Below are 23,029 nucleotides of genomic sequence, written 5' to 3' on the forward strand. Positions count from 1 at the left end.
GCCAGAGACAACAATTGCGTACCCAGAAATCTCACACTCGCACCCATTTTTTCAACACTCGCATCAGCTGACCACTTTTAGGCTCAGTCTGCTCTTTACTCCACGCATTCGGCTCAGCAAAACCAATCTTATGAAGGTGTTTAACAATTAGCTCCATAGCAACAGTTGAACCAATCAGAGTAATCAGAACCGACTCACGGTGAGGTTCCTCTGGAGTCAGCGGAGTCTGAGATCCATAGATATCATTGCTAGGAATAAATTCTTGCATAGTCAACATAATTTAATGTCGTCATAAATGTGACATTAGCACAGATAAAATGTATCCACAAGTGTGACATTTACCTTCTGAAATGACTCTGAGATGATCAGAACATGGGACGGGCAAGCGTAGCACTGAAGCAGGTTTTAGACACTTACGGTATCAGTCAGAATAAGCTGGCTGTCACCATGGGTATTAGCCGTGCAAACGTTGGCCGCTGGTATCACGGCTTAGACCCCAGCGCCGAAAATATTGCCCTAATTGCCAAAGCCCTAAAAACCCTAAATATTGACGCAGCCAGAGAATTCGTACGGCTTTATCTAGGCGTAATTGTTGAGGACTAGCCATTTAAAAAAGGCTACTACACTGACTGTAGTAGCCCACATCTGTATCAATTACAGGCAAATACTAGGCAAGGTTAGAATGCGCCTAGATCAGCTTTTACAACGGTGACATCATTGGCCAGATTAAAATTACCATCATGCTTAACGTTAATCACACCCAGCACATCCAGATCATGAGCACCGCCCCCACGTACACCGTCACCTCCTTGATCAGTATAAACACCAAGCACAATACGCTCATCTAGCTCCTTGATCACCTTGTAAGTGACAGTATGGCCAGTAATGATAATTTGGTCCCCTTCGCCGCCGGTACCGCTAAAGTCAGTGATTGTATCACGACCAATACTCTCAACCCAGTGGTCATGGTAGTTGTCATTTTCCCCAGCAACAGCTCCCATGCCCCAGTTGACCAGGCCGTCGTCTTGCAGATGCTGCGTATAGATAGCAGCAGGTGCGTTCATAAGGATGTCAAATTTAAAGGTGTCTGCACCAGCACCACCAGTTAGCCTATCATTCGCTGCCAGACCATCGGGATTGTAGAATTTTTTCGCAAAGACAAGTTTATCAACATCATTGCCATCATCCTGATTAGCAACGATTCTCGTGTTCTCAGCCGGAGCATTCGCATCACTGATACTTACCAAAACATCATCTCCAGCTCCACCAATTAGACGATCACTACCTAATTGATCTTGTAGAAAGTCATTGCCATCACCACCTATTAGGCGATCATTGCCATGGAGAGCATTGGTAGTATCTAACAAATAGCCATCGGCATCATAGTCTTGGGCGGTGAGTCTTTCATCACCAATGATAATGTCATCACCAGCTTGGCCTGCCAGGCGATCATTACCAAAACCACCCAAAAGAGAATCATTGCCTTTTCCACCCCGCAAATTATCATTGCCGATGCCACCCAGGAGAATGTCATTATCACGACCGCCAAATAGGATGTCGTTGCCTTTGCCTCCTAAAAGAATGTCATCTCCAGCTCTCCCGCGAAGGGTGTCATTGCCCGCTTGGCCAATCAGTTTGTTTTGTTCTCTATTGCCAAAAAGTGTATTGTCTCCACCATCACCAATAATTTCTTCAATCTTGGCTAATAGAGCCAGTTCAATGTCGGCAATAAGTGATGCGTTCCCTTGTGTACTCATGTATCTCTCGACTGATAGCAGTTTTATTGGCTTTAGAGCCTGTGCCGATTCTATAAGTTACCGATAGAGAGGAAATCGGTAATAGCTCCTTATCTAATATCAGGAGAGAATAAAGCTAACGAAACAGATTTTGCAAGAACAATTACCTAGTCTGGTAAAAATTTTCAACAACTTCACTAGTTTATTACGTTAAACACAACCGTAGAAATCACGATTAGATAGTTTACTTATGCTAAAAAATCACCCTCTTTCTAGATCAGTAAGGCCGTTGATGTAGGAATATCTACAGTACGGACTCTAGGAACTGGAGAGGATGAAAAATCTACTAGTGTTTAAAGGCTTTCTGAAGATACTGGTTGGCCTGAATAAAATATGTTTTGTTAATCGCCATAATAGTCTTGTGCCAGTTAGGGTACGATGCATCGCCACACCTCCAACCAACTCCTAACCAATTCCCTCTTCACCCCATCTCCAATCTCCCTGCCCAAATCCCATCCACCCATCCCTATTCCCCCTGGGAAGGCTACGCCAATGACTTCGCTCAGGACAGGCCACCCATCTACCCTTGAGCATCCTGGCTGACACGATAACTGTCTAACCAGGATTGGCTTAGGGACCTCAGCTGATTTCTCTCAGCAGCATCAATACCTTCAGGATCAAAACGATAGCGATAATGTAGTTGGATAATCGGTTTGAGTGCTTCTACCTGAGCAACAGATAGTTTTTCGGTTAGTCGTTCCATCCAATGCTGTAGGTTCTCCGCAGGTCTGCGCCTCAGTTTTAATTGCTTGAAAATCTGTTCGATTTGGTAAAACTCTGAATCGATACCGGGGAGAGTCGGTTGCGATCGCATCCCAACATCTACATTTTGCGCAAGCATTTTCTGTCGCCTTCGTCTCCACCACCAGATCAAGAGACCACCAATAGTGACAATACCTAAGAAAATTAGCAGAAGTAGCACTCTAGATTTGGTATCTTGCGGTAGTTGTTCTTGGATAGACGCTAATAGTTTTTCCCCTAACCTCCGTAACATCAATTCCAAAGGACTATCTTGATTAAGGCCTTGAGAAAACCCATCACCTTGTCCATAGCCCTGTCCATAGCCCTGTCCATTACCTTGCCCATTACCATCATTAAGCGAGGTATGGTCAAACTGAAGCCGACTCAACTGCCTATGGGCTAAAATCCCCAAAACCCCAGCCAAACAGATTAAACCAAGCCAAGCCATCACTTTAGATTTCGCAGGCCGCAGGTAAAAGAACAGTATGGCAACCAGCAGCCAAGCTAAACTATAAAAAAGAACTCTATTGGCGTTTACAGCACTGGCCGATAACAAACACAGGCCAAAGTAAACATAACCAAAGTTAAAGGAGGGTCGTTTCCACTGAATTCCTCGCTTGGTAAAGGAAGGATTCACTAAGAAATCTTGAATCTGCTGGGAAAGGTTGGTCGTATAAAGTTGCGCCAACATCAGTGGAAACAGTGCCAACGGCAGCAATTGCAGCATGCCCTGGAAAGCACCTGTGAGTTGGAGTGTCACAATGAGCACGGAAATGCAGATGAACACAATCCATACGGTTGCCTTTGCAGAGAGTGTCCAGCGCTTGGAGAACACCTGTCTCCCTTCGATGCACACAATCATCGGCACTGTCAGACCCCACAGCCCCGTTTGAAATCCCCACAGGCATAATGCCAAACTGCACAGGCTAGCTATATGGAATTGCATATCTCTTGAAGACCCGGCTGAATGTGACCCAACGGTAACGGATAAACCCGCATTAACTGACTTTGATAGTCGTCTAACATCGGCGACGATAGTGTGTGTCGATCACGGGTCATGATCAAAACCCATGTCGGGATATTAGCGGACTGTAATTGCTTAACCAATGTCTGGTGTGGCTCATCCCAGGTGAGAAAAATACAGATGCAGCTACTTAATAGCGGCAAACGATTTTGCATGATTGGCAACAACGAGCCAAAGGGCTTATCCTGACAGGGGACTACCGATGCTAACAACTCAAGGATACGTTCTGTTTGGCCCAAACCTCGGCCCAGGGTAACGTATCCACCACCTAAGCCTGAAAAGATAAGGTCCAGTAAGGACTCCTGGTTTTGCATTTCACCAGCCAACGACGCGGCCACTGAGATCGCCTCTTCTAAAATTTCGCTAAATGACTCCGGTTGAAAGGTGTCTAAAACCAGAGCTTGATGCACAAAGTACTCGGCTTGTTCTTCTCGCACCACCGGTTTACCCAATTTAGCCCAGCTTTTCCAATGAACCTTGCGCGGCGAGTCGCCGGGGCGATAGTCGCGCAAGGACCAAAATTCTTCTGATTCTCCCACCGATAGGGCAAGCGATAAGCCTCCCGGTTGATACCCTTGACGTTCTGGCAGTTGAAACGACGGCACCGGGTAGCGCTTTGGCAAGATTAATACCGATTGGGGCAGGGGTAGTCTGACGCAGGCATTAAATAGGCCGAGCGGATCAGGGCAGGCCAGGGTCATGGTCTCAAACTGTAGTAACCCTCGTCGTAGGGGGGTAATCTCACCTTTGATTTCAGTTGTGCCCTGGGCTGCCAATACAGGAATCCCGACGGCAGGTGCGATCGCACGCTGAGCCTGATCAATTAATTTGCTCCATGACTGAGCATCCTTGCGGCCTGGACGGCTAATGTCAAGATAGTCTTCAAAGCTAGGAAATGAATGGGCAAACGCTTCAATCAGTCGCAGTTTCCTAAAATCCTTGCCAGTAGAATTCTGTACCGTTACTCGGTATGGTAACGGCAAGCCTACCGTCCCAAAGCGCGGTAGCCGTCGCCTAACCTGAAACCGAGGCCGTGAAAAGGCGGTAGCCACCATAGACACAGTCAATAATAAGCAGGCCAGGGCAAACACCTGGTAAGACAAACTCTGCTGGGTATCCAGACCTGCCAGCCCAGCAATGATGGCAAACACTAAAACACCCACACCCAGCGGCGTAAATCGCCTTTTTAACCATTGCCGCAGGCTGTAGCCCAAACATCGAAATAGACGATAAAAGAAAAGATTCATGGCTCAGGCAGGCACAGGCGTCGCATTTAAGATGTCTTGAATCACCGCATCGGCTGTTTGGCCCGAAAATCGGGCCTGGGGTTCGAGGACCAACCGATGGGCCAGGACTGACAGCGCCATCTCTTGTACCTGCTCGGGCAAAACAAATTCGTAACCATCAAAGAGGGCAAGTGCCTGGGCCAGTTTCATTAAGGCAATGGCTCCCCTGGGGCTAGCCCCTAGCTGTACCCCTTCTGCTTGGCGGGTGGCCCCGACAATATCAATGATGTAACGCTTGAGTTCATCGCTGACTCGGATCTGCTGCACCTGTTGCTTGAGGGTAAAAATATCATCTCGTGAGAGACAGGGTTTAACCTGGTCAATGGGATGTTGCTGGAGCTGACTTGCTAAAATCTCCATTTCTTCTTCTGGAGAGATATAGCCCAAACTAAACTGCAGGGCAAACCGATCCATTTGGGCTTCTGGTAAAGGATAGGTGCCTTGGGCTCCCACTGGATTTTGGGTAGCAATTACAAAAAAAGGTGGGCTTAGCGTTCTCAGGGTGCCATCAATGCTGACCTGAGATTCTGCCATGGCTTCCAGCAGCGCCGATTGGGTGCGGGGAGAGGCGCGATTCACCTCATCTGCTAGAACAATATTGGCAAAAATAGGGCCTTCGTGAAACTGAAAGGACTGTTCGATGGGGTTTAAGATTGAGACGCCCAAAATGTCAGAGGGGAGCAAATCAGGCGTAAATTGAATTCGCTTGAAGGAAACATCGACGGAAAAAGCCAGCGCTTTGGCCAGGGTGGTTTTACCTGTGCCAGGGTAGTCTTCTAGCAGCACATGCCCGCCACTGATAAAGGCGGCCAGCAGCTTACGCACAGCAGCAGTTTGCCCTTTCACCACCTGCTGAATATTCTCGGATAAACGGGTATAAATTTCTTGTCCAGAAGCTTGGCTAGAAATAGTATTTGAACCTGAATCTACAGTCGACGATTCCATAGCTGGGTCCTTGGTGTCCATGACTCAAGATAACCGAAACTTTGGAATTAAGGCACTGAGGAATGTGCGTTCAAAGGAGTACCCCTAAGGGGCATATGCAAGGCCATTCAACCCTTCGCTATGCCACTTTTTAAGCTGGTTATGAAAATGGTTTCTATGGTGATTCTTGTAAGCCGTCAACTACCGCGTTTTGTAACTCCTCTGCCTTTTCTTCAGCTGCCTGTTGCACCGCTTCTGATAGTGTAGGATTCTCGTTGATTTCTCTTAAAGCTCTAACTGCGTGGTCCCTTACAGCGCCATCGGTAACATTACCAATCCTAAAGATACTGTCGATAAATTCCTGTGCCTTTTCGTCTGAAGTGGCATTCAAAACTAACGCTTTTGTACTATCAATCAAAGAAGTCTGACTGTCAGTTGGGCTAGTTGCTTGTATTCGACTAAGTGGGGCTAGATCATCTGGCAATGATGGTTCTATTGTTTCAGGAACAATATCCAATGTTTCAATATCATTAATAATGCGATCATGGGCAACCTCTTCTAGATTTTCTGCCTGTTGAGTGGTTTCTCTTACTTTCTCTTCAAGTACGGTTTTCTCTTCATCTGCCCTGATTAGCTTGGCCTGTGACATGGCATTTTCTTGAAATACCGTAATCACAGAAGGGAAAAAGAGGGCAAACATGAGCGATGTCGCTGCTAGCTTTGACTTGTTGTTCGCCTTCTCTGGTGGACCATCCAAACTAAGAATGGTGCCGATAAAGCCCACTACTGCCCCTAACAAAATGCTGGAAGTTACTAAGATTAAAAACTCTAAACCAGCCCCCAATTGAATCGATGGAACAAAGTCATGGACGGCGGTTTCTTCTGTTGCCGTTTGTTGCTCCTGAGTGTTAGATACACTGCCATCTTCCGCTTCTAAACTTGGCTCAATTTGTCCTAAAATCTCCTCACTGCCCTGTTCTTTGTCAACTGTTTCGGCCTGTGCTGAAATCTCTTCGCCATCTTGTGTGTCAATCGCCTGGGCATTGGCTGTGGCCATAAACGAGCCCCCCTCCTGGATCAGCCGCAATGCAACGCTACCTAGACCGCCAAACATCGCTGGTACCACCACATATCTGACTGTAACGTTATTAGCCAACGTGCTATTCAACCTATGGGCAGCACCATTCATCGCGTGGGAGGCAGTAGTGGATAACTCAAAAATTTCTGGAGGAGCAGCCAGATTTGTTTCAGGTATAAACGTGGTTGCTGGCTCAGTCTTGCCGGTTTGTGGGTCTAAGGGGGGGAGGGCAAGAAATGCGGTATACATGGTGATTTTGTCCGAGGGGCGATGGGCATCTGGCAAGTTATTCAGTTTACCTCAGCCATTTTGCGGAGTGTTTTTGCTGCGGAAGTGCGAAATGGCAATATCTGCGACTTTTCTACAAAGGTGGTTGTTTTTTGTGTAAAAGCGGCGCGGTTATTTTGTCGTAGTCGATATCCTTCAATATGTGAACAATACTGTGGGTTGGTCCATGGTGAAATGGGCTGCTCAGGGCTTTCCTCCCCAAAACCCTCCTATTCATATAGCCCGATTCAAAATGGATAATCCTGTAGGGGCTGTGCCTTGTGCCAGCCCTGAGACGCGATAGCTATCAGTCAGGCTCTTGTTAAGGGGTATGTTTTTGTCAGATTTATGGTTCATCTTCGTAAAACCGATAAAATAGGTATTCGTCTTTGAAGGGATGTTCATCGGTGACGTGGTGAAATATGCCTTGTTCTACTAAGGCCTGGCCGATCCTGACGGCGGCTTCTCGGGTGGCGTTTTGTGTTTTGGCTAGCCACGTTACGGTTTCACTGCCAATAAAACAATTGGGATACACCGTCAATCGGAACCGACGATTCTGAATATTTAACCCATTCTCCGAGCGCATCTGTTTTACTAAACGCTCCAATAATGCATCTTGTAAATGTTGCTGATTTTGTAACAAGCTGGAAAAATCTCTAACATCCGCCAATAAATCGGAGGTTTTTAATCCCTGGGGCTGTTTTTCTTCCTTTCCTAATGCGGCTGGAGTTCCTGCTTGAGATCTCTGTTGTGTCCAGATAGTTGCATCCCACTGGGGAGAACGGATGTTTAAATCTCGTTGGGGGAAGGGGATCTCGATGTTGTGGCGACGAAAATTGGCTTCGAGCATGTAATAAAGGTCGCTCTTGATATCGAATTGTAGGCGTGGGTCCCGAATCCATACCAGTACATCAAAATTGAGGGCGCTGTCGCCAAAGCCTAAAAACCGCAGACGGGGCTGGGGATATTGCAACACGCTCGGATGCGCTCTCGCTACCTCCATCACCGTCGTATGTACCTGTCGAATATCTGAGTTGTAAGCCACTCCCATGGGCAAATGAAGTTGCGATACTGGATGCCCATGGCTCCAGTTGATTACCTTGTTTTCCAGCAGCTGTGCATTTGGCACAATGATCGACACGCGATCTAATGTGCGAATTTCCGTACTGCGCACGCCAATACTTTCCACTGTTCCGGCCAGGTCGCCCAGGTTAATAAAGTCTCCCACCTGAATTGATCGCTCAAAGAGCATCATCCAGCCGCTGACCACATTATTGGCAATATTCTGTAGACCAAAACCTAGGCCAACACCGAGCACACTGGCAAGAATGGCTAAGGCGCTGAGGTCAATGCCTAATACCTGCAGAATCAAAAAAAGGCCAATGCCTGTGAGGATGATCTGCATGAGTGTGGCGATCGCATCTTGTACACCCCGATCCGGTATCGCCGCCTGCAAAAATCTAGACTTGACTGCCGATGTGACAACCCGCACCCCAATCCACAGCGCCAGGGTGAGCAAGACCACATTAAATAAACTGACCAGGGAATACCCTTGGCCGTCAATGTCAAATAAGGGGTCGGTAAATGTCCGTTCTAAAAATTGAAAGATGCGATAGCGGATAGACCGGGCTACAGGAAATAACTCACATACATAGATGCCAGCGGCTAGCCATACCAAAAATCGGGCACCCAGCAATGATGGCAAAATCCACATGGGTAGTCTGCCCTTGCGGGTCTGCCGTCGCCAGAGCCAGCGGCGGATGTTGTAGAGGAGCACCCAAGAGAAGAGTGCGATCGCAACCACTCCCACACTTACCCAGGCCATTTTTCGCTGATAATCAGGCTGCCGTTCTTTCTGGGCTCGATCCAAAGCTACTTGCAAAATCTCAGCCCACAGCTCAGCCCGCTCTTCGGGTAGCACTCCAGCCATCAGATCGCCACTGGTCACCGTGAGCAAATGACGACCGTTAGCCCTGAGCGTTACTAGACCATCGCGTTCTCGTGTCCGCACTCGAATCGGTGCTGGTGTTGGCTGCTGATCAGCATTGTCAATCACCTGCCATAGGGCCTGGTTCGCAAAAACGGCTCGTTCCTCGGCACTGATATCTTCAATGCTGCGCAGCTGGAACAACACCCGACCATCAATAACAACATCAGCTTTTTGCGCCATTGGTTGCGCCCCTGTTTGCGCCATGATCGGCAACGCTAGGATGTTCGCCAGCAGCACAAGGGTGACGATAGCAATGCGGAAAAAATATTTAACCCAGAGGGTACGGTGTGTCCACCTACCCCATTGCCCATTGCCCATTGCCCATTGCCCTGTTCGCTTCACCCTCCCTCCCCATCGCCAATGACCCATTGGGCTTTATCAATCCTTGTTGTGAACTTACTCATCCAACATCAAGAAACCTAAACCATTCAGCGATGTCGTAAAAAATAACCTTTTTCTCAGGATCGCAACCTTGTTCAAACCCGCTTAAACAGAAGCCCTCGTTTTACTTGCGTTGTACCAATTTGAGTGATTGATTGCTCAAGGAAAAATCAACGTCCTGTAAGAAAGGTCCGTCAGAAGTTGGATAATAGTCCAGCTCTCATGTGTAAGAATGTAGGCGGTTTTGCCAACTCTAGCGTGTGGGGCAGGCACCAAAAAAACTTATGGAACCCTTGGAATCTCTTTATTCATATGCATGGCTCATCCCAGTACTGCCACTCCTCGGTGCAGCTATTGTCGGTGTGGGTCTAATCAGCTACAGCGACGCTACAAGCAAGCTGCGTACCCCTAGTTCAATCTTTATCGTCAGCCTGGTTGGGGTGGCGATGGTGATGTCATTCGGCATCCTCTGGAGTCAATGGAATGGTCACGAGCCCTACTCATTTATGTTTGAGTGGGCTTCGGCGGGCAGCTTTAAGCTGCAGATGGGGTACACCATCGATCATCTGGCTGCACTGATGCTGGTGATTGTGACCACCGTGGCCTTTCTGGTGATGGTATACACCGACGGCTACATGGCTCACGATCCTGGCTATGTCAGGTTTTATGCATACTTGAGCCTGTTTAGCTTCTCCATGTTAGGGCTGGTGATGAGTCCTAACCTGCTACAGGTTTATGTATTTTGGGAACTGGTGGGCATGTGTTCCTACTTGCTCATCGGTTTTTGGTATAACCGCAAACCAGCTGCTGACGCTTGTCAGAAAGCCTTTGTCACCAACCGCGTAGGTGACTTTGGGCTGTTGCTGGGTATGCTCGGCATTTTCTGGGCCACGGGTAGCTTTGACTTTGACATTATGGGTGAGCGTTTGACCCATATGGTGGAAGTTGGCAGTTTACCGGGTGTAATCGCTGCTTTATTTGCGATTCTGGTCTTTATGGGACCCATGGCCAAGTCGGCTCAGTTCCCCTTACATGTGTGGTTGCCGGATGCGATGGAAGGCCCCACACCCATTTCTGCCCTAATTCATGCTGCCACCATGGTGGCAGCTGGGGTGTTCTTGATTGGCCGCATGTATCCGGTGTTTGAGGAAATCCCTGTAGCAATGACAACCATTGCCTACGTGGGGGCTTTCACCGCCATGATGGGGGCCACAATCGCCATTACGCAAAACGATATTAAGAAAGGTTTGGCCTATTCCACCATGTCCCAGCTGGGCTACATGGTCATGGCCATGGGTGTGGGTGCTTACAGCGCTGGTCTATTCCACCTGATGACCCACGCTTACTTTAAGGCCATGCTCTTCCTGGGGTCTGGCTCTGTGATCCACGGTATGGAAGGTGTGGTTGGCCACAACCCCACCTATGCCCAAGACATGCGTCTGATGGGTGGTCTGCGTAAATATATGCCAGCTACAGCCACTACCTTCCTAATTGGTACCCTGGCGATTTCCGGTATTCCTCCCTTTGCTGGTTTCTGGTCTAAGGATGAAATTCTGGGTTCCACTTTCCAGGTCAGTCCTTTCCTATGGGCCATTGGTTGGTTAACCGCCGGTATCACTGCGTTCTATATGTTCCGTATGTACTTCTCCACGTTTGAAGGGGAATTTCGCGGGACTAACGGTGACATCAAAGAGCAACTGCGCATTGAGAATCTCCAGAGTATGGGCGCTTCCCTCGGCCCTGGTGCCATGAGTACTCAGGAAATGCCCATGGCTGCAGAGGACCACCATGACGATCACCACCATGCGTCTGAGCCCCATGAGTCACCGATTACGATGACTCTGCCTTTGATTCTCTTAGCAGTGCCTTCGATTCTGGTGGGTCTGGTGGGTACGCCCTTTGGCAATTACTTTGAGGCGTTTATTTCTGCCCCTGGTGAAGTGGTTACTGTTGCTGAGCTGGCGGAAGAAGTAGACCTGCATGAGTTTGCTGTGATGGCAGGTAGTTCTGTGGCGATCTCGGTCGTGGGTATTACCTTAGCGGTGTTGATGTATGTGACGAAGACGATAGATGCGGGTGCGATCGCAACCAAGATCAAACCCCTCTACAACTTTTCCCTCAACAAGTGGTATGTCGATGACATCTACGAAGTGGTCTTTGTCCAGGGCAGTCGCAAAATTGCTAAATTTGCCCTTACCATGGACGTCAAACTAGTGGACGGTATCGTTAACCTAACTGGCTTCGTCACGCTGATTACAGGTGAGGGGCTGAAATACCTGGAAACCGGTCGTGCCCAATTCTACGCTCTGATTGTGTTTGGAGCTGTGTTGGGATTAGTTCTATTGTCAGGTTTGACCTAGGTTGAATGCGGGAACCTCTATTTAATCCCATGAACATTCGTAGGGGCGTTGTATACAACGCCCCTACGAATTATTTGTGGTTGTGGTGTTGTGCCATTTGCCTGGTATTGGTTTTTGCCTGTACCAGTTTTGCCCAGTCTGGGGGTAAAGTTCCTGTGGCCAATGGTGCTGGCGGTGCGGTGGCCTCAGTCGATGAAGCTGCCAGTCGCATTGGCATTGAGGTGCTACGCCAGGGGGGGAATGCGGTGGATGCGGCTGTGGCAACCGCTGCTGCCCTGGGGGTAACTGAGCCCTTTTCCGCTGGTATCGGTGGCGGTGGCTTTATGGTGATTTACCTCCATGACCAGGACCGGGTGATTACCCTGGATGGTCGTGAGGAAGCTCCAGCGGCAGTAACCGCTGATTTGTTCCGCGATCCAGAAAGTCCCACAGGGGAAAATTTACCGTTTTTCCCAAATCGCATAAGTAGCGGTCTGGCCGTCGGTGTGCCAGGGACGCCACTCAATTGGCAAACGGCGCTGTCTCGCTATGGCACCCTATCCCTGGCAGATGCGTTGGCTCCAGCGATTGAGCTAGCGGAGTCTGGCTTTACCGTGGATGAAACATTTGTTCAGCAAGTAGTCCGTAACCAGGAACGATTTGAGGCATTTACCTCTACGCAGCAGTTATATTTGCCAAACGGCGAACCGCCAGCCGTTGGTTCACGGTTTCAGAACTCGGACATGGCCAAGGCCTATCGCTTGCTGGTAAACCAGGGCGTTAATAGCTTTTACCGAGGTGACATTGCCCAGGCGATTGTGGAGACCGTACAGTCACCACCGACCGTCAATGAGCCTCCATTTACTGTGTACCCTGGGGCAATGGATCTAGGCGATCTAGACCGCTACGAGGTGCGGGTAAGACCGCCCGTGGTTAGTGACTATCGCGGCTATCAGTTTTATGGCATGGGGTTACCTAGTAGCGGTGGGATCACGGTAGCTCAAACGCTTAAACTGCTGGAGTCTAGCGATCTGGGCAGCTTGGATCGCAGTCAGGCGCTGCATCGGGTGATCGAGGCGGAAAGGCTGGCATTTTGCGATCGCAACGCCTACCTTGGCGATCCTGAGTACGTAGATGTTCCCGTAGCCGGGTTGCTCAATGCCAATTACATTGCCAGTCGCCAGCTTCCGGACAGGGCTGCTGAACCCTGTACCACACCTGGTAATCCGCTGCCCTATCAAACCGACCCTAGCCCCAGTCTCACCCAAGCACCTAAGGTAGCAGTTACCAATGGCCAAGAAGGGCTATCGACGACCCACTTAGTGACTGCCGATCGGTTTGGCAATGTTGTTTCTTATACCCTAACCATTGAATCTACCGGTGGGTCTGGGATTGTCGTCCCTGGCTATGGGTTTATCCTCAACAATGAACTCACAGATTTTGACACGACTGTGCCCCACCCCAATGCGCCAGAACCGGGTAAACGACCTCGCAGCAGTATGTCCCCCACCATTGCCTTTGCTCCGGATGGTCGAATTTTGGCCTTTGGGAGTCCCGGTGGTTCCACTATCATTACCACTGTCGTTGGCATCGCTACTAATTTAATTGATTTTGATTTATCCTTGCCTGAAGCCATTGGCGCTCCACGCTTCTCCCAACGCAATGGCAGTACCACCACCGTTGATCAAGGTGCAACTGCTAATGTGAACTTACTTGAACAGTTAGGCCATCAGTTTCGGACGGTGGAGGAAATTGGGGCGGCTACTGGTGTAGAGGTATCGCCTGATGGCACTGCGATGCAGGCTGTTGCGGAACCCAGGCGACGCGGAGGTGGTTCCGCCATGGTTGTGAATTAAACTTTGGAATGGGTTACCCTATGGAATGCCGAATACATAGGATGCCGAATACATAAGATGCCGGATACATAGCAGTCCTCAATCATTGGCGATGACAAATGTATCGGCTGATAGTTGTCTATCCGATGTGGGCACCAAAGCCATGTAGACAGTTAGATAACTGCATCTTGTCGGGGCATCGTATCCATTTCGACACGTTATGGTGGTTTATTGGGGATACTAAAACGGCCTAGGGGCGTCAGGGGTATCAGATAGAAAGCAAAAATTAAACGTAACAGGGACGCGATCTGCTAACAGTGCTCCAAGAGTTTGACATATCAATTACAGCCGTCGGTGATAACCGCTACCTGGTGCGCACAGAGCAAGTTGCGCCAGGTGTCCCCTTGGCGCAAGAACAGTTTCACTGGCCCATTGATAGCTGGCTAGCAGAGGCATCTAACCTGATGCATGATCCGTTGCTAGGGATCCTCAAGGGCGAGTCGAGTCAGCGCTGGGCATTTCGTTCAAATGTACATTCTTCTTCAGACGGTGATGATGATTCGTCTGGCAGTCAGCCACCAACCCTCGTTAGTCTAGGCCAGGCTCTTTATAACAGCGTCTTTGATAAAGCCTTACGCGATAGCTGGTTGACAGCCCAAGGGATTGCCCAACATCGCCGTTCTCCCCTGCGGCTGCGCCTTGGTTTAAAGGGGGAAAAGCTGCAAAAGCTCCCTTGGGAAGTCTTACATGCAGGTGATCGGCCCCTGGGGACTGGTACCGATGTCACATTTTCTCGTTACCATCTAGGCCGACGCCAGGGATATGACCGTCCGGTGGCAACGGTGCCTGATTTTGATCAGCCTCTGCGCGTCCTGATGGTGATTGCTGCACCCAACGATCAGGATCGTTTAGAACTGGCCCGTGAAGCTAATCACCTGAAAAATGAGCTGCATCCCTTATCAATGCGTTCTGGAGATGACTATAACTTGCTGCCAAAACAGCAACTGGACGTGCAGCTGACAGTCTTAGAACAGCCTGACCGTAGTGAACTGACCCAGGCGTTAGAACATGGTCGATACCAGGTGTTGCACTATGCCGGCCATAGTAATTTAGGCAATGCTGGTGGTGATCTTTATCTTGTCAGCCGCCAGACAGGACTCACCGAACGCATCAGCGGTGAAGACCTAGCAGGGCTGCTTTCCAACAATGGTGTGAAACTAGCCGTTCTCAACTCCTGTCGGGGAGCCTATTCCCAGGGCCAAGGTTCTGAGTTGGGTTGGCATGAGCAAAACCTGGCCAATGCCCTGGTCAATCGTGGCATTCCTGGGGTGATTGCTATGGCCGAGCGCATTCCTGACGATGTGGCCATTACGTTTACCCGCTTGCTCTATCGCAACTTAAAGCAAGGCAATCCCATCGATTTATGTCTTAACCGTACTCGCCAGGGGCTGATCTCGGCCCACGATTCCAACTATAGCTATTGGGCACTGCCAATTTTATATATGCAGCCTGGGTTTGATGGCTATCTTGCCAGTAAACCTGGTAACCACAACAGTGCCCTTGATAAGTTGTTGAGTGAGTCTGAGACTGCTTTAGCGGCATTGGAAGAACACCCCCCTAAGGCGGTTGATGCTGCTATTGTGGTGCCAAAACGCTCAGCGACAGATCCTGATGCTCTAGAGAATATAGATTTAGACAGCGTCGTTGAAACGGTAGAACTTGAGGAAATCCTTGATTACAACGAAGAAGACGTTTCGACAATGACGGAACTGGTAGAGCAGCTGTCTCAAGCGTCAACGTCTGATGAAGTGCCACTAGCGGAGGTCGATGAATCACTGCTGCCCGAAACCCTAGAAACGCCAGGGTTAGATCTCCATGATCAACTACCCCAAAAGCCAGACTCGCCCCCCCTCGCTGAGTCAGATGATGGGGCTAGCATCTATGACCATGGCGACGATGGTACAACTTATGGGGCGAAACTTCCCGAAGACAATGTGCCTCAGTTGGCTGAGCGTAGTGTTAAAGATCAAGCTTCAGGACGGCGCAAACGTCAGCTTGCCATTGGTATTGGTGCTTTAGCCGCTACTATTGCCGTTGCTGGTGTGGGTATTAACGATCCCTTTAAGTGGTTTGAGCCGCCATCCTCTCAACCCACCACGACACCCCCTTCATCTGAGTTGCTGGCAATTAGTGGCATCGCCAGTGGTAACCCTGAAAGTGCGGTCATGGCCATTAATGAGATGGCAGCGGTGGGTGACCAAGATAAGGCTCTCAATCAACTGCTGGCTTTAGGCCAGATTGAAGATCCTGCCTTGTTGTTTTCCAAAGGACAACTACAGTGGGCGTTAATGAATCAAAACCCCTCTATTGATAATTCCATCGGGCCTGCAGAAGCAGCAAGGTCATGGAAAGATGCTTTGGACGCACAGCCTGACTGGCTAGATGCTCAGGTTGCCTTGGGGTTTGCTTACTATGAAAGTGGTTTTTGGGAAGATGCGATCGCAACCTGGAAAAATGCCCTAGGTTCAGGGCAAGACTATGACATTCCCATTGTCACCCTGGGGCAGATTCCTCAAGATGTCGATCTTCAAAATGCGCCTACTAAGCTGCATGCACAAATTGGTTTGGCCATGGCTTACTATCAACAGTCCAAGCAGGGATTAACAGATGATGATAGCTTGCCATTGTTAGCCACTGCTGCTAGCCATTGGCAAGATGTGATTGAGTCGGCTAGTGACGAAGATGTCACCAACCATCTATCATTCCACTGGCTATGGTCTCAAAAAGCGTTACAAGATTGGCAAGAAGCCCGACAAAAAATTGCCAGCTACATCAGTCAGGCAAATTAAACATTTCGACCGTTCAAACTGGTCTTTAGATTTGAATTAATAAGTAGACAGTATTGGGCAAATAACTTGGCAACCTAAAGGCGTCTGCTGATACTTTCACAAATGCCTTTAGGCTGCATAGAACAAATTATTTTGTTAGAAAATTTTGACATTAAGTCAGTAAGTGATGTCAAAAATCAAACAATGTTGTTTGGTTGTTTTTTCCCTTGCAAGTAAAGGATTTTTGAAGGCTGGATTAGTTAAGTTTTCCATGCTGACGATATTCTTTTTCCCAACACCGCTCTAAATGTTGGATCTTATGTTGTTGCCAAAACTTGAATGGACTAAAGAATGTTTTGTGATCAGAGCTAAAAACCGGTTGTTGGAGGTAAGGCCAAAGGGGGAATTTCATTATTGAGCGACTCAGCAAAACAAACGAGAACAGTAACTGAAGACCAGATAAGGATCAGATACAGATAAACAACAGTATTTGAAATAACACACCACCTATATGACCTAAGTCTATTGATTAGACAATGACTTGACCACTCAAAATACTGTTTGTAAACCTATATCTAAACTGATAACTTCGAGGTTTCTTACTATCTTTACTATCTATAATCTTCGACTGGAAGCCTTTCTCCTTCAGTATAAACACCTCAGTTTTTAGCAACTAGGCTTGTTCCAAACTTGGAAAAATACTTCACTCAGCTTAAAGAAAAAAAATAGTGAAATCTAATAGGTAGCACCCACGGCGATCATCATAATCGCGTTAATACATATACATGATAGGTAGATAGATATAGCCCCTAGAAAGATCCCTCAGAGCAATCCCTTAGCAGAATCTAAACACTCAATCCTAGGAGCATTTAAAGATACGAAAAACTGCCGTTGCTGATTTAGGGATAAATCAATCTGTAAAACTTGCCGATAGCCTAAATTTGACAGATTAAAATCACCGCCAGGGACAACACACCGTCGAAAAAATTAATGGAGCTGACGGGAGTCGAACCCGTGTCCGCCCTGAGTAATAACACGCCACTCATTCACAGGCTTAGCCTATCTAACCCTCTAGGCGGGAACCATTCATTATCCCGAACGGTGGGATGCTCTAGTAAAGGTCTTTGTTAGGTTACTCACTAGAGAAATCAACCTAACGCATCCGTTGGGGTTAAGCTTACCATCCTTAACGGAGTCAAATGATAAGCGCTCGAACCTGAAAGAGGTGTTTAAGCGGCAGCTACAGCTACTTGCTTACGAGCAAAAGGTACGATGTTGTTTGCATCTGTATTTAGTTGAGTCTTGATTTTCGAGAGTGGACTCACTCTCGGCCTGTATCACAACGCGACTTTCGTCAAAACGTCGAAACCGTTACAGCCCCCTGATGACAACCTCAGTTAAAAAATTAACGTTTGGTAGCTTAAGAGCACCTCTAATTTTAGCTCGGAATTTCTACTTTGGCGACCGTTAGTTAACAAACATTCCAAAGCTTTAGCGGCAGTTGACGAATAGAGATTTATGGGATTGATTAGCTTTAATAAACTAAAGCGGCTGTTTTTTAACTTATAATTATTTAGTATTTAGATATTTGCACCACTAGAGCTTTACAATGCCCTGATGCCTCATGGGTTTTTGCTCAGTGACTTGCAGGGTATTCATTGGTGGTATCAAGGTCTGGCGTTCAGTTTTGAGAATGCCTAGATCGTTAGCCAAATGAGTTCCACAGGAATACTTTAACTAGTAGAAGGGGTTATAGGGTTATGAGCAGCGACGCACCGGAAACCACTGGTACAACGACTCAAAAATCTAGTTCTTCGAGTAGGACCCAAAAGAAGACTACATCTGCTGCTGCCAAGAGCGGCGGCATAGTTAAGGCTGAAAAGCCTGACATTATTGTGCTAGAAGATAATACTCGCGTTGTTGAGACAAACACATTGCCTAACAATCGCCCCATCACCGTTAGTGATGTGAAGGTAGTGCATAATCTTTCTTCAGCAGGTGTTCGTCCAGTAATGGAGGATAACTTTGAGGTTGCTAGCACGGATCATCTACCTGGTCATCGTCCTGTGGCGGTGAGTACTTTGGTGGTTTCTGACCTAGATACTCTGCCTGGTCATCGTCCCATTGCGTCTAATGATATTGACGAAGATACCTCCGTATTGATGGGCTATTTGGATTAATAGAATTTATACGGTGAGGGGGCGTTCCATGGAACGCCCCCTACATTATTGATTATTTGGTTGAGGGATGACTTATGGGGTCATCCCTCTTTGTGTTTAATGGGATTGAACTAGTCCAGATTATGGCCGGTCAGCTCAACGAAGATATCTTCTAAGTTGGAGGGGCGGGTCATCATGCCCGTCTTATCAGGCTGTTGGTCCAAATAGCGATTGGCGTCTTGGAGGGTGGGGAAAAAGGTATAGTTCCAACGGTCGTCAGTTTGTTTGATAACGATGCCTTCGCCGTGGTTAGAGCGTAGCTCCGCCAATGTGCCCATTTCGATCAGCTGCCCCTGGTCCATAATGCCGATGCGATCGCACAGATACTCAACCTCTTCCATATAATGCGTGGTTAGTAGCATCGTCACCCCCTGCTGCTTGTTCAGGTCGAGGATAATTTCCCATAGACGGCGACGAGTTTGTGGATCTAGGCCCACTGTAGGCTCATCTAGGAAGAGAATTTTGGGCTTATGTAATAGGGCGCGGGCAATTTGTAAGCGTCGTTTCATGCCGCCTGATAGGGTTTTTACCTTATCATCACGGCGTTCAGATAGTTCCACATAGGCCAGCCATTGATCAATATCGCGCTGCCGTCGTGGGTTGGGTAAATGGTGCATTCTGCCGTGGAATTCCATATTTTCCCAGACAGACAGATCCCCATCAACGCTAGTTTGCTGTAGTACCACGCCAATTTGACGACGCACCTCGGCTTTCTGCCGTTGCACATCATAGCCAGAGACAACAATGTCTCCCTGGGTGGCCCGAGTCAGGGTGGTCACCATGCGAATTGTGGTGGACTTACCTGCACCATTAGGTCCAAGCAGACCAAAGATTTCACCCGGTTGAATCGTCAGTGATAGATCATTGACCACACAGGTGTTGTTATAGACTTTGTGAACGTTACGCAGGCAAACAGCCGCCACCATGGGATGTTTTAGAAGAAATTAAGGTATGGATACAGTTGTAGAACATTGACCCCCATGAGAGCAAAGATCAGCAATCAAGTTTTATTTATCTATCAGGACGATGTGCCCCCCTACAAAAAGAAAGGATCCGTCGTCCGCAATAGCTATTTTTGGGCCCTCAAGTCCATTGCTGATCGCGCTGGCTTTAGTCACGACTGGGAGTTCGATGAAACAGTGTGGATTGCCCTGGCCCGTATGCTGATGTCATTTACGGAGTCAGGCTACCTAGGATATCGGGAGACGATCTTGGAGTTTCATCCCGATGATCAAATTCCCCCTGAGCTGAAGGCCGTGGCGACTTGGGCAGAATTGGAGGAGGAAGAATAAGTTTGAAGTTTGAGTTGGTGACCTTTATCTTCGGTCTTTCGGCAAAAGCATAGATACTTCAGAACTCAAAATTCAGAACTCTGGCACTTCTGACAAAAAAAGGACAAGCCAAAGCTTGCCCTATAGTTCTCTGACTGTACAAAAAAAGACTGATACTGGAGATATCATCTTTTAATGACCTGTTTAATCTCAGGTTTACATCAAGCCCAACTGGGATAGGATGCCCTGACCAGTCATTAGCTCAGTAGCTAGACCAATGACAAAACCTAGCATAGCCAAGCGACCATTCCAGTTCTCAGCGATCTGAGTAAAACCAAACTTTGCGTTCTCTTCAGTCATGATTCCAAGTCCTTCAAGCGAAACGTTAAGGTGGGTTACACCTTGTAACTAAATGTTAAACACTATTTTTTGAATCGGCAATGGGTGTTTGAAAAAACTTGGATAATACTTAAGTCAAGGGTTAGAGATGTTTGCCATGAACCATTGATTCGGTTCAATGGTCGGTTATCCGTTGGCGGCCACAAGAACGATTATGAGAATCAGGATTGCGATCGCGATCACTAGTGCCACTTTCCATGTTGCTATAGGACGATCGCCCATCACGTTGCCTGTTTGGGCATTGATCAACACCTGATAGGTTTTCCCCCCATAGCGATAGCTGGCCATCCACACAGGTAGCAAAATGTGTTTAAACGTTTCTTGAGAGTAGTCCGTCGATACTGAATGAATGCGTTGTTCATCGCCACCAATATCAGAGCGGATATCACTGCGGATAGGCTCTGTCATGATCCCCTTAGCGAGCTCAAACCCTTCTTTTACTGGAATTGCATACCGCTGTGCCTTAAAGCCTGCCAGGTACTCAGCGCTGTAGGGCTTGAGTTGGGATACTGCCAGGGTGGGCCATAGTTTCCGCAGTTTTTTGTCGCTAATGGCTTTAGTGGCTGGCACCAACACATCATCAAAAAATCTAGACACACGCCCTGAGGCTGAATACCAGCGGGTGTGTTGGACTTGGCGAGTTTTAGTTTCTGACTCACCGTCAGCGTTGGTCGTCGTATAAGTCTCGGTTTCGTAGTAATGCTCGCCCCGTTCACCCCGATAGCGGCTGTTTGTTTGGGCATCATAGGTCCAAAACGGTAGATAAACGCCGGTTAACGCTTTATTTTGAGCTAGCTCCTTGAGCTTTCCAGGCAAGAATATGGCCTTCAGGTCTTTCCAATCCCAACGAAATGCTAGCCAGTCTCGTAGGTTTTTTAGGGCCACCTTGCGTCCCACGGTAAAGGGCACCAAACCCGATGGAGCCAGGGTGGGATCAGCCGCATGACTCTTCTGGGTAACAATGCTGGTGGCACAGAAGGGACATTTCCCCGCCACATCAGGTGGTTCAAAGGTAATGGTGGCTCGGCAGCCCGGACAATTAACTTCCTGGGCTGTGGTTGCTAACTGGGCAATGTGCGTGCGGTTTGTTTCAATGAATGCCGCTAAGTCATGTTCTTGTAATGTGGCACTGAGCTTCGTAGCCGTTACCTCTGGCATCGCTTCGGCGCGACCGCAGTAGGGACATTGAAGTTGCCCAAGATTGGGGGCAAAAGCCATGTCTGCCTTGCAGCCAGGGCATTTATATTGGTTAACGGAGGTTGTGGGCTCCATTGGGAAGTGGCGAATAGGGAGTAGGGAATTGGGAAAACGCTTTCGTGAAGTTATCTAGTAAGAAATTTGCTAACAAATTCTCCTCCTAGGAGAGTGCAGGGGTGTGTGCTCAGCCGTTATTGCTCAATGTCGATCACGTGTCGATCCAAGCTATTCCTTGGAAGCAATGTTCGCTTCATGGAGAGAATTTTTTGCCTGTTAAGAATCTGTAAGGGTCCCAGGAGAGGGCTTATGGGGTGATGCTAAGCCCCCGGTGGCGGTGGTGGCACACTGCTCAACAATGCTTGTAACTCAGGTACCGTATTGGCCATTTGCCAGCCAGCCATGCCCTGTTTCCACACATTGGACTGAGCCGTTAATCCATTGGCCAGTAGCTGGTCTTGGGCATAAGGACCAAAATTTTGACCGTCTCGGGTGATATACCAGACAGCGGTTGGCATGGGTGGCGGTGGTGCAGCGGGGGCCGGTGGTGCAGCGGGGGCCGGTGGTGCAGCGGGGGCCGCTGCAGTTGGTGCAGCTGTAGCTCTTGGATTCATGGCATTGGCAATCTGCTGACCCATGGCGATGCCGACACCGAGGTCAAGGCCAGGGCTAGCTCCAGCCGGATTTTTAGCCGATTGCTCGATGGCATTAGCGGCCTGGTATTGGGTATATTGCTGCATGTTGCCCAAAATACCGATGGAGGCGCGCTTATCAAGGGCAGCTTCGACTTCGGGGGGGAGTGAAATATTCTCGATGAGTAACTGGCGTAACTCTAAGCCAAACTGCTCCATATTGGGCTGCATAGCTGCGCGCACTTGTTCGCCCATGGCCTGATAGTTGGCGGCCAGGTCAAATAACGGTGTTTGATCCTGACCGACCCAACTAGCAAAGGCTGACACGATCATGTTGCGTAAATGATCGCTGATTTCGTCAGTTTGAAAGAGGCCATCGGTGCTGATCAGCTGCTCTAGCAATGTGCGAGCATTATTGACCCGCATCGTATAGGTACCATAGGCTCTCAGACGCACTGGCCCCAACTCGGGATCACGGATAGTAATGGGATTAGCTGTACCCCATTTTAGGTTGGTAAAAATCTTGCTATTAAAAAAATAAACCTCAGCTTTAAATGGAGAGTTAAAGCCGTATTTCCAGCCCATCAGTGTCGTTAGGACGGGCATATTCTGGGTTTCTAGGCGGTAGCGGCCCGGCTCATAGATATCGGCGACCTGGCCTTCGCCCACTAGAATCGCAACTTGACCGGGACGGACTATCAGCTGCGCCCCCATTTTGATTTCATTCTGAAACCGTTCAAAGCGATAGGCAATAGTGTCTTGCGATGGATCGAGCCATTCGATAATGTCAATAAACTCGGCCCGAACTTTCTCAAATAAGCCCAC

The 23,029-nt window shown here is 48.4% G+C and carries 17 protein-coding genes and 1 other RNA gene; 6 read left to right on the forward strand and 12 right to left on the reverse strand.

Features of this window, described 5'->3' with window-relative positions; all coding sequences use genetic code 11:
- Positions 1–31 precede the first annotated feature (31 nt).
- Positions 32–277: a hypothetical protein gene (locus tag U2F10_RS14525; protein ID WP_499872512.1), complete on the reverse strand. Its 246-nt coding sequence runs from the start codon at positions 275–277 to the stop codon at positions 32–34.
- 95 nt (positions 278–372) lie between these two features.
- Between U2F10_RS14525 and U2F10_RS14530 the strand changes: the two genes are divergently transcribed.
- Entirely contained in the window at positions 373–603 is a 231-nt protein-coding gene (locus U2F10_RS14530; RefSeq protein WP_499872514.1) for a helix-turn-helix domain-containing protein, read from the forward strand.
- Between the two features lie 74 nt (positions 604–677).
- Here the strand turns inward: U2F10_RS14530 and U2F10_RS14535 are convergent, their stop codons facing one another.
- The 6 genes from U2F10_RS14535 to U2F10_RS14560 form a co-directional block, all read right to left on the reverse strand.
- Positions 678–1,757 (reverse strand): calcium-binding protein, encoded by a 1,080-nt coding sequence (locus U2F10_RS14535; protein ID WP_163666171.1) that lies wholly within the window; start codon positions 1,755–1,757, stop codon positions 678–680.
- A 559-nt stretch (positions 1,758–2,316) separates the two neighbouring features.
- Positions 2,317–3,483 (reverse strand): hypothetical protein, encoded by a 1,167-nt coding sequence (locus tag U2F10_RS14540; protein ID WP_499872516.1) that lies wholly within the window; start codon positions 3,481–3,483, stop codon positions 2,317–2,319.
- Positions 3,468–4,808, reverse strand: coding sequence for a DUF58 domain-containing protein (locus U2F10_RS14545; RefSeq protein WP_499872518.1), 1,341 nt, complete (start codon positions 4,806–4,808; stop codon positions 3,468–3,470). The genes U2F10_RS14540 and U2F10_RS14545 overlap by 16 nt, the downstream gene beginning before the upstream one ends.
- 3 nt (positions 4,809–4,811) lie before the next feature.
- Positions 4,812–5,792: an AAA family ATPase gene (locus U2F10_RS14550; RefSeq protein ID WP_499872520.1), complete on the reverse strand. Its 981-nt coding sequence runs from the start codon at positions 5,790–5,792 to the stop codon at positions 4,812–4,814.
- A gap of 154 nt (positions 5,793–5,946) precedes the next feature.
- Entirely contained in the window at positions 5,947–7,098 is a 1,152-nt protein-coding gene (locus U2F10_RS14555; protein WP_163670654.1) for a hypothetical protein, read from the reverse strand.
- Positions 7,099–7,462: 364 nt separating this feature from the next.
- The gene (locus tag U2F10_RS14560; RefSeq protein WP_499872522.1) at positions 7,463–9,475 is read right to left on the reverse strand and encodes a mechanosensitive ion channel domain-containing protein; all 2,013 of its coding nucleotides are present in this window, start codon (positions 9,473–9,475) and stop codon (positions 7,463–7,465) included.
- Positions 9,476–9,780: 305 nt separating this feature from the next.
- On the opposite strand from U2F10_RS14560, the gene U2F10_RS14565 reads away from it, so the two are divergent.
- The 3 genes from U2F10_RS14565 (at position 9,781) to U2F10_RS14575 (ending at position 16,510) form a co-directional block, all read left to right on the forward strand.
- Positions 9,781–11,847, forward strand: coding sequence for an NAD(P)H-quinone oxidoreductase subunit 5 (locus tag U2F10_RS14565; protein WP_250565463.1), 2,067 nt, complete (start codon positions 9,781–9,783; stop codon positions 11,845–11,847).
- A gap of 29 nt (positions 11,848–11,876) precedes the next feature.
- A complete protein-coding gene (ggt, locus tag U2F10_RS14570; RefSeq protein WP_499872524.1) occupies positions 11,877–13,682 on the forward strand; it encodes a gamma-glutamyltransferase in 1,806 nt (601 codons plus the stop codon).
- 296 nt (positions 13,683–13,978) lie between these two features.
- Positions 13,979–16,510 carry a CHAT domain-containing protein gene (locus U2F10_RS14575; protein WP_163670649.1) on the forward strand — a complete coding sequence of 844 codons (2,532 nt, stop codon included), beginning with the start codon at positions 13,979–13,981 and terminating at the stop codon, positions 16,508–16,510.
- Between the two features lie 967 nt (positions 16,511–17,477).
- Here the strand turns inward: U2F10_RS14575 and ssrA are convergent.
- Positions 17,478–17,870: a transfer-messenger RNA gene (ssrA, locus tag U2F10_RS14580) on the reverse strand.
- Between the two features lie 379 nt (positions 17,871–18,249).
- Between ssrA and U2F10_RS14585 the strand changes: the two genes are divergently transcribed.
- On the forward strand, positions 18,250–18,669 hold the full coding sequence (locus U2F10_RS14585; protein ID WP_163670647.1) for a hypothetical protein: 420 nt from the start codon (positions 18,250–18,252) through the stop codon (positions 18,667–18,669).
- A 110-nt stretch (positions 18,670–18,779) separates the two neighbouring features.
- On the opposite strand, the gene U2F10_RS14590 is transcribed toward U2F10_RS14585, so the two are convergent.
- Complete coding sequence (locus U2F10_RS14590) at positions 18,780–19,634, reverse strand: ABC transporter ATP-binding protein (RefSeq protein WP_250565191.1); 855 nt, start codon at positions 19,632–19,634, stop codon at positions 18,780–18,782.
- 54 nt (positions 19,635–19,688) lie between these two features.
- On the opposite strand from U2F10_RS14590, the gene U2F10_RS14595 reads away from it, so the two are divergent.
- Positions 19,689–20,000: a hypothetical protein gene (locus tag U2F10_RS14595; protein WP_163670645.1), complete on the forward strand. Its 312-nt coding sequence runs from the start codon at positions 19,689–19,691 to the stop codon at positions 19,998–20,000.
- A gap of 195 nt (positions 20,001–20,195) precedes the next feature.
- Here U2F10_RS14595 and U2F10_RS14600 read toward each other — a convergent pair whose 3' ends face one another.
- The 3 genes from U2F10_RS14600 to U2F10_RS14610 form a co-directional block, all read right to left on the reverse strand.
- A complete protein-coding gene (locus U2F10_RS14600; RefSeq protein WP_163670643.1) occupies positions 20,196–20,339 on the reverse strand; it encodes a CAB/ELIP/HLIP family chlorophyll-binding protein in 144 nt (47 codons plus the stop codon).
- A gap of 165 nt (positions 20,340–20,504) precedes the next feature.
- Positions 20,505–21,650, reverse strand: a complete 1,146-nt coding sequence (locus U2F10_RS14605) for a TFIIB-type zinc ribbon-containing protein (protein WP_163670641.1) — start codon at positions 21,648–21,650, stop codon at positions 20,505–20,507.
- A gap of 242 nt (positions 21,651–21,892) precedes the next feature.
- Positions 21,893–23,029, reverse strand: coding sequence for an SPFH domain-containing protein (locus U2F10_RS14610; RefSeq protein ID WP_499872526.1), 1,137 nt, complete (start codon positions 23,027–23,029; stop codon positions 21,893–21,895).

Source organism: Leptothoe sp. EHU-05/26/07-4, assembly GCF_043421015.1.
GTDB classification, from domain to species: domain Bacteria; phylum Cyanobacteriota; class Cyanobacteriia; order Phormidesmidales; family Phormidesmidaceae; genus Leptothoe; species Leptothoe turfae.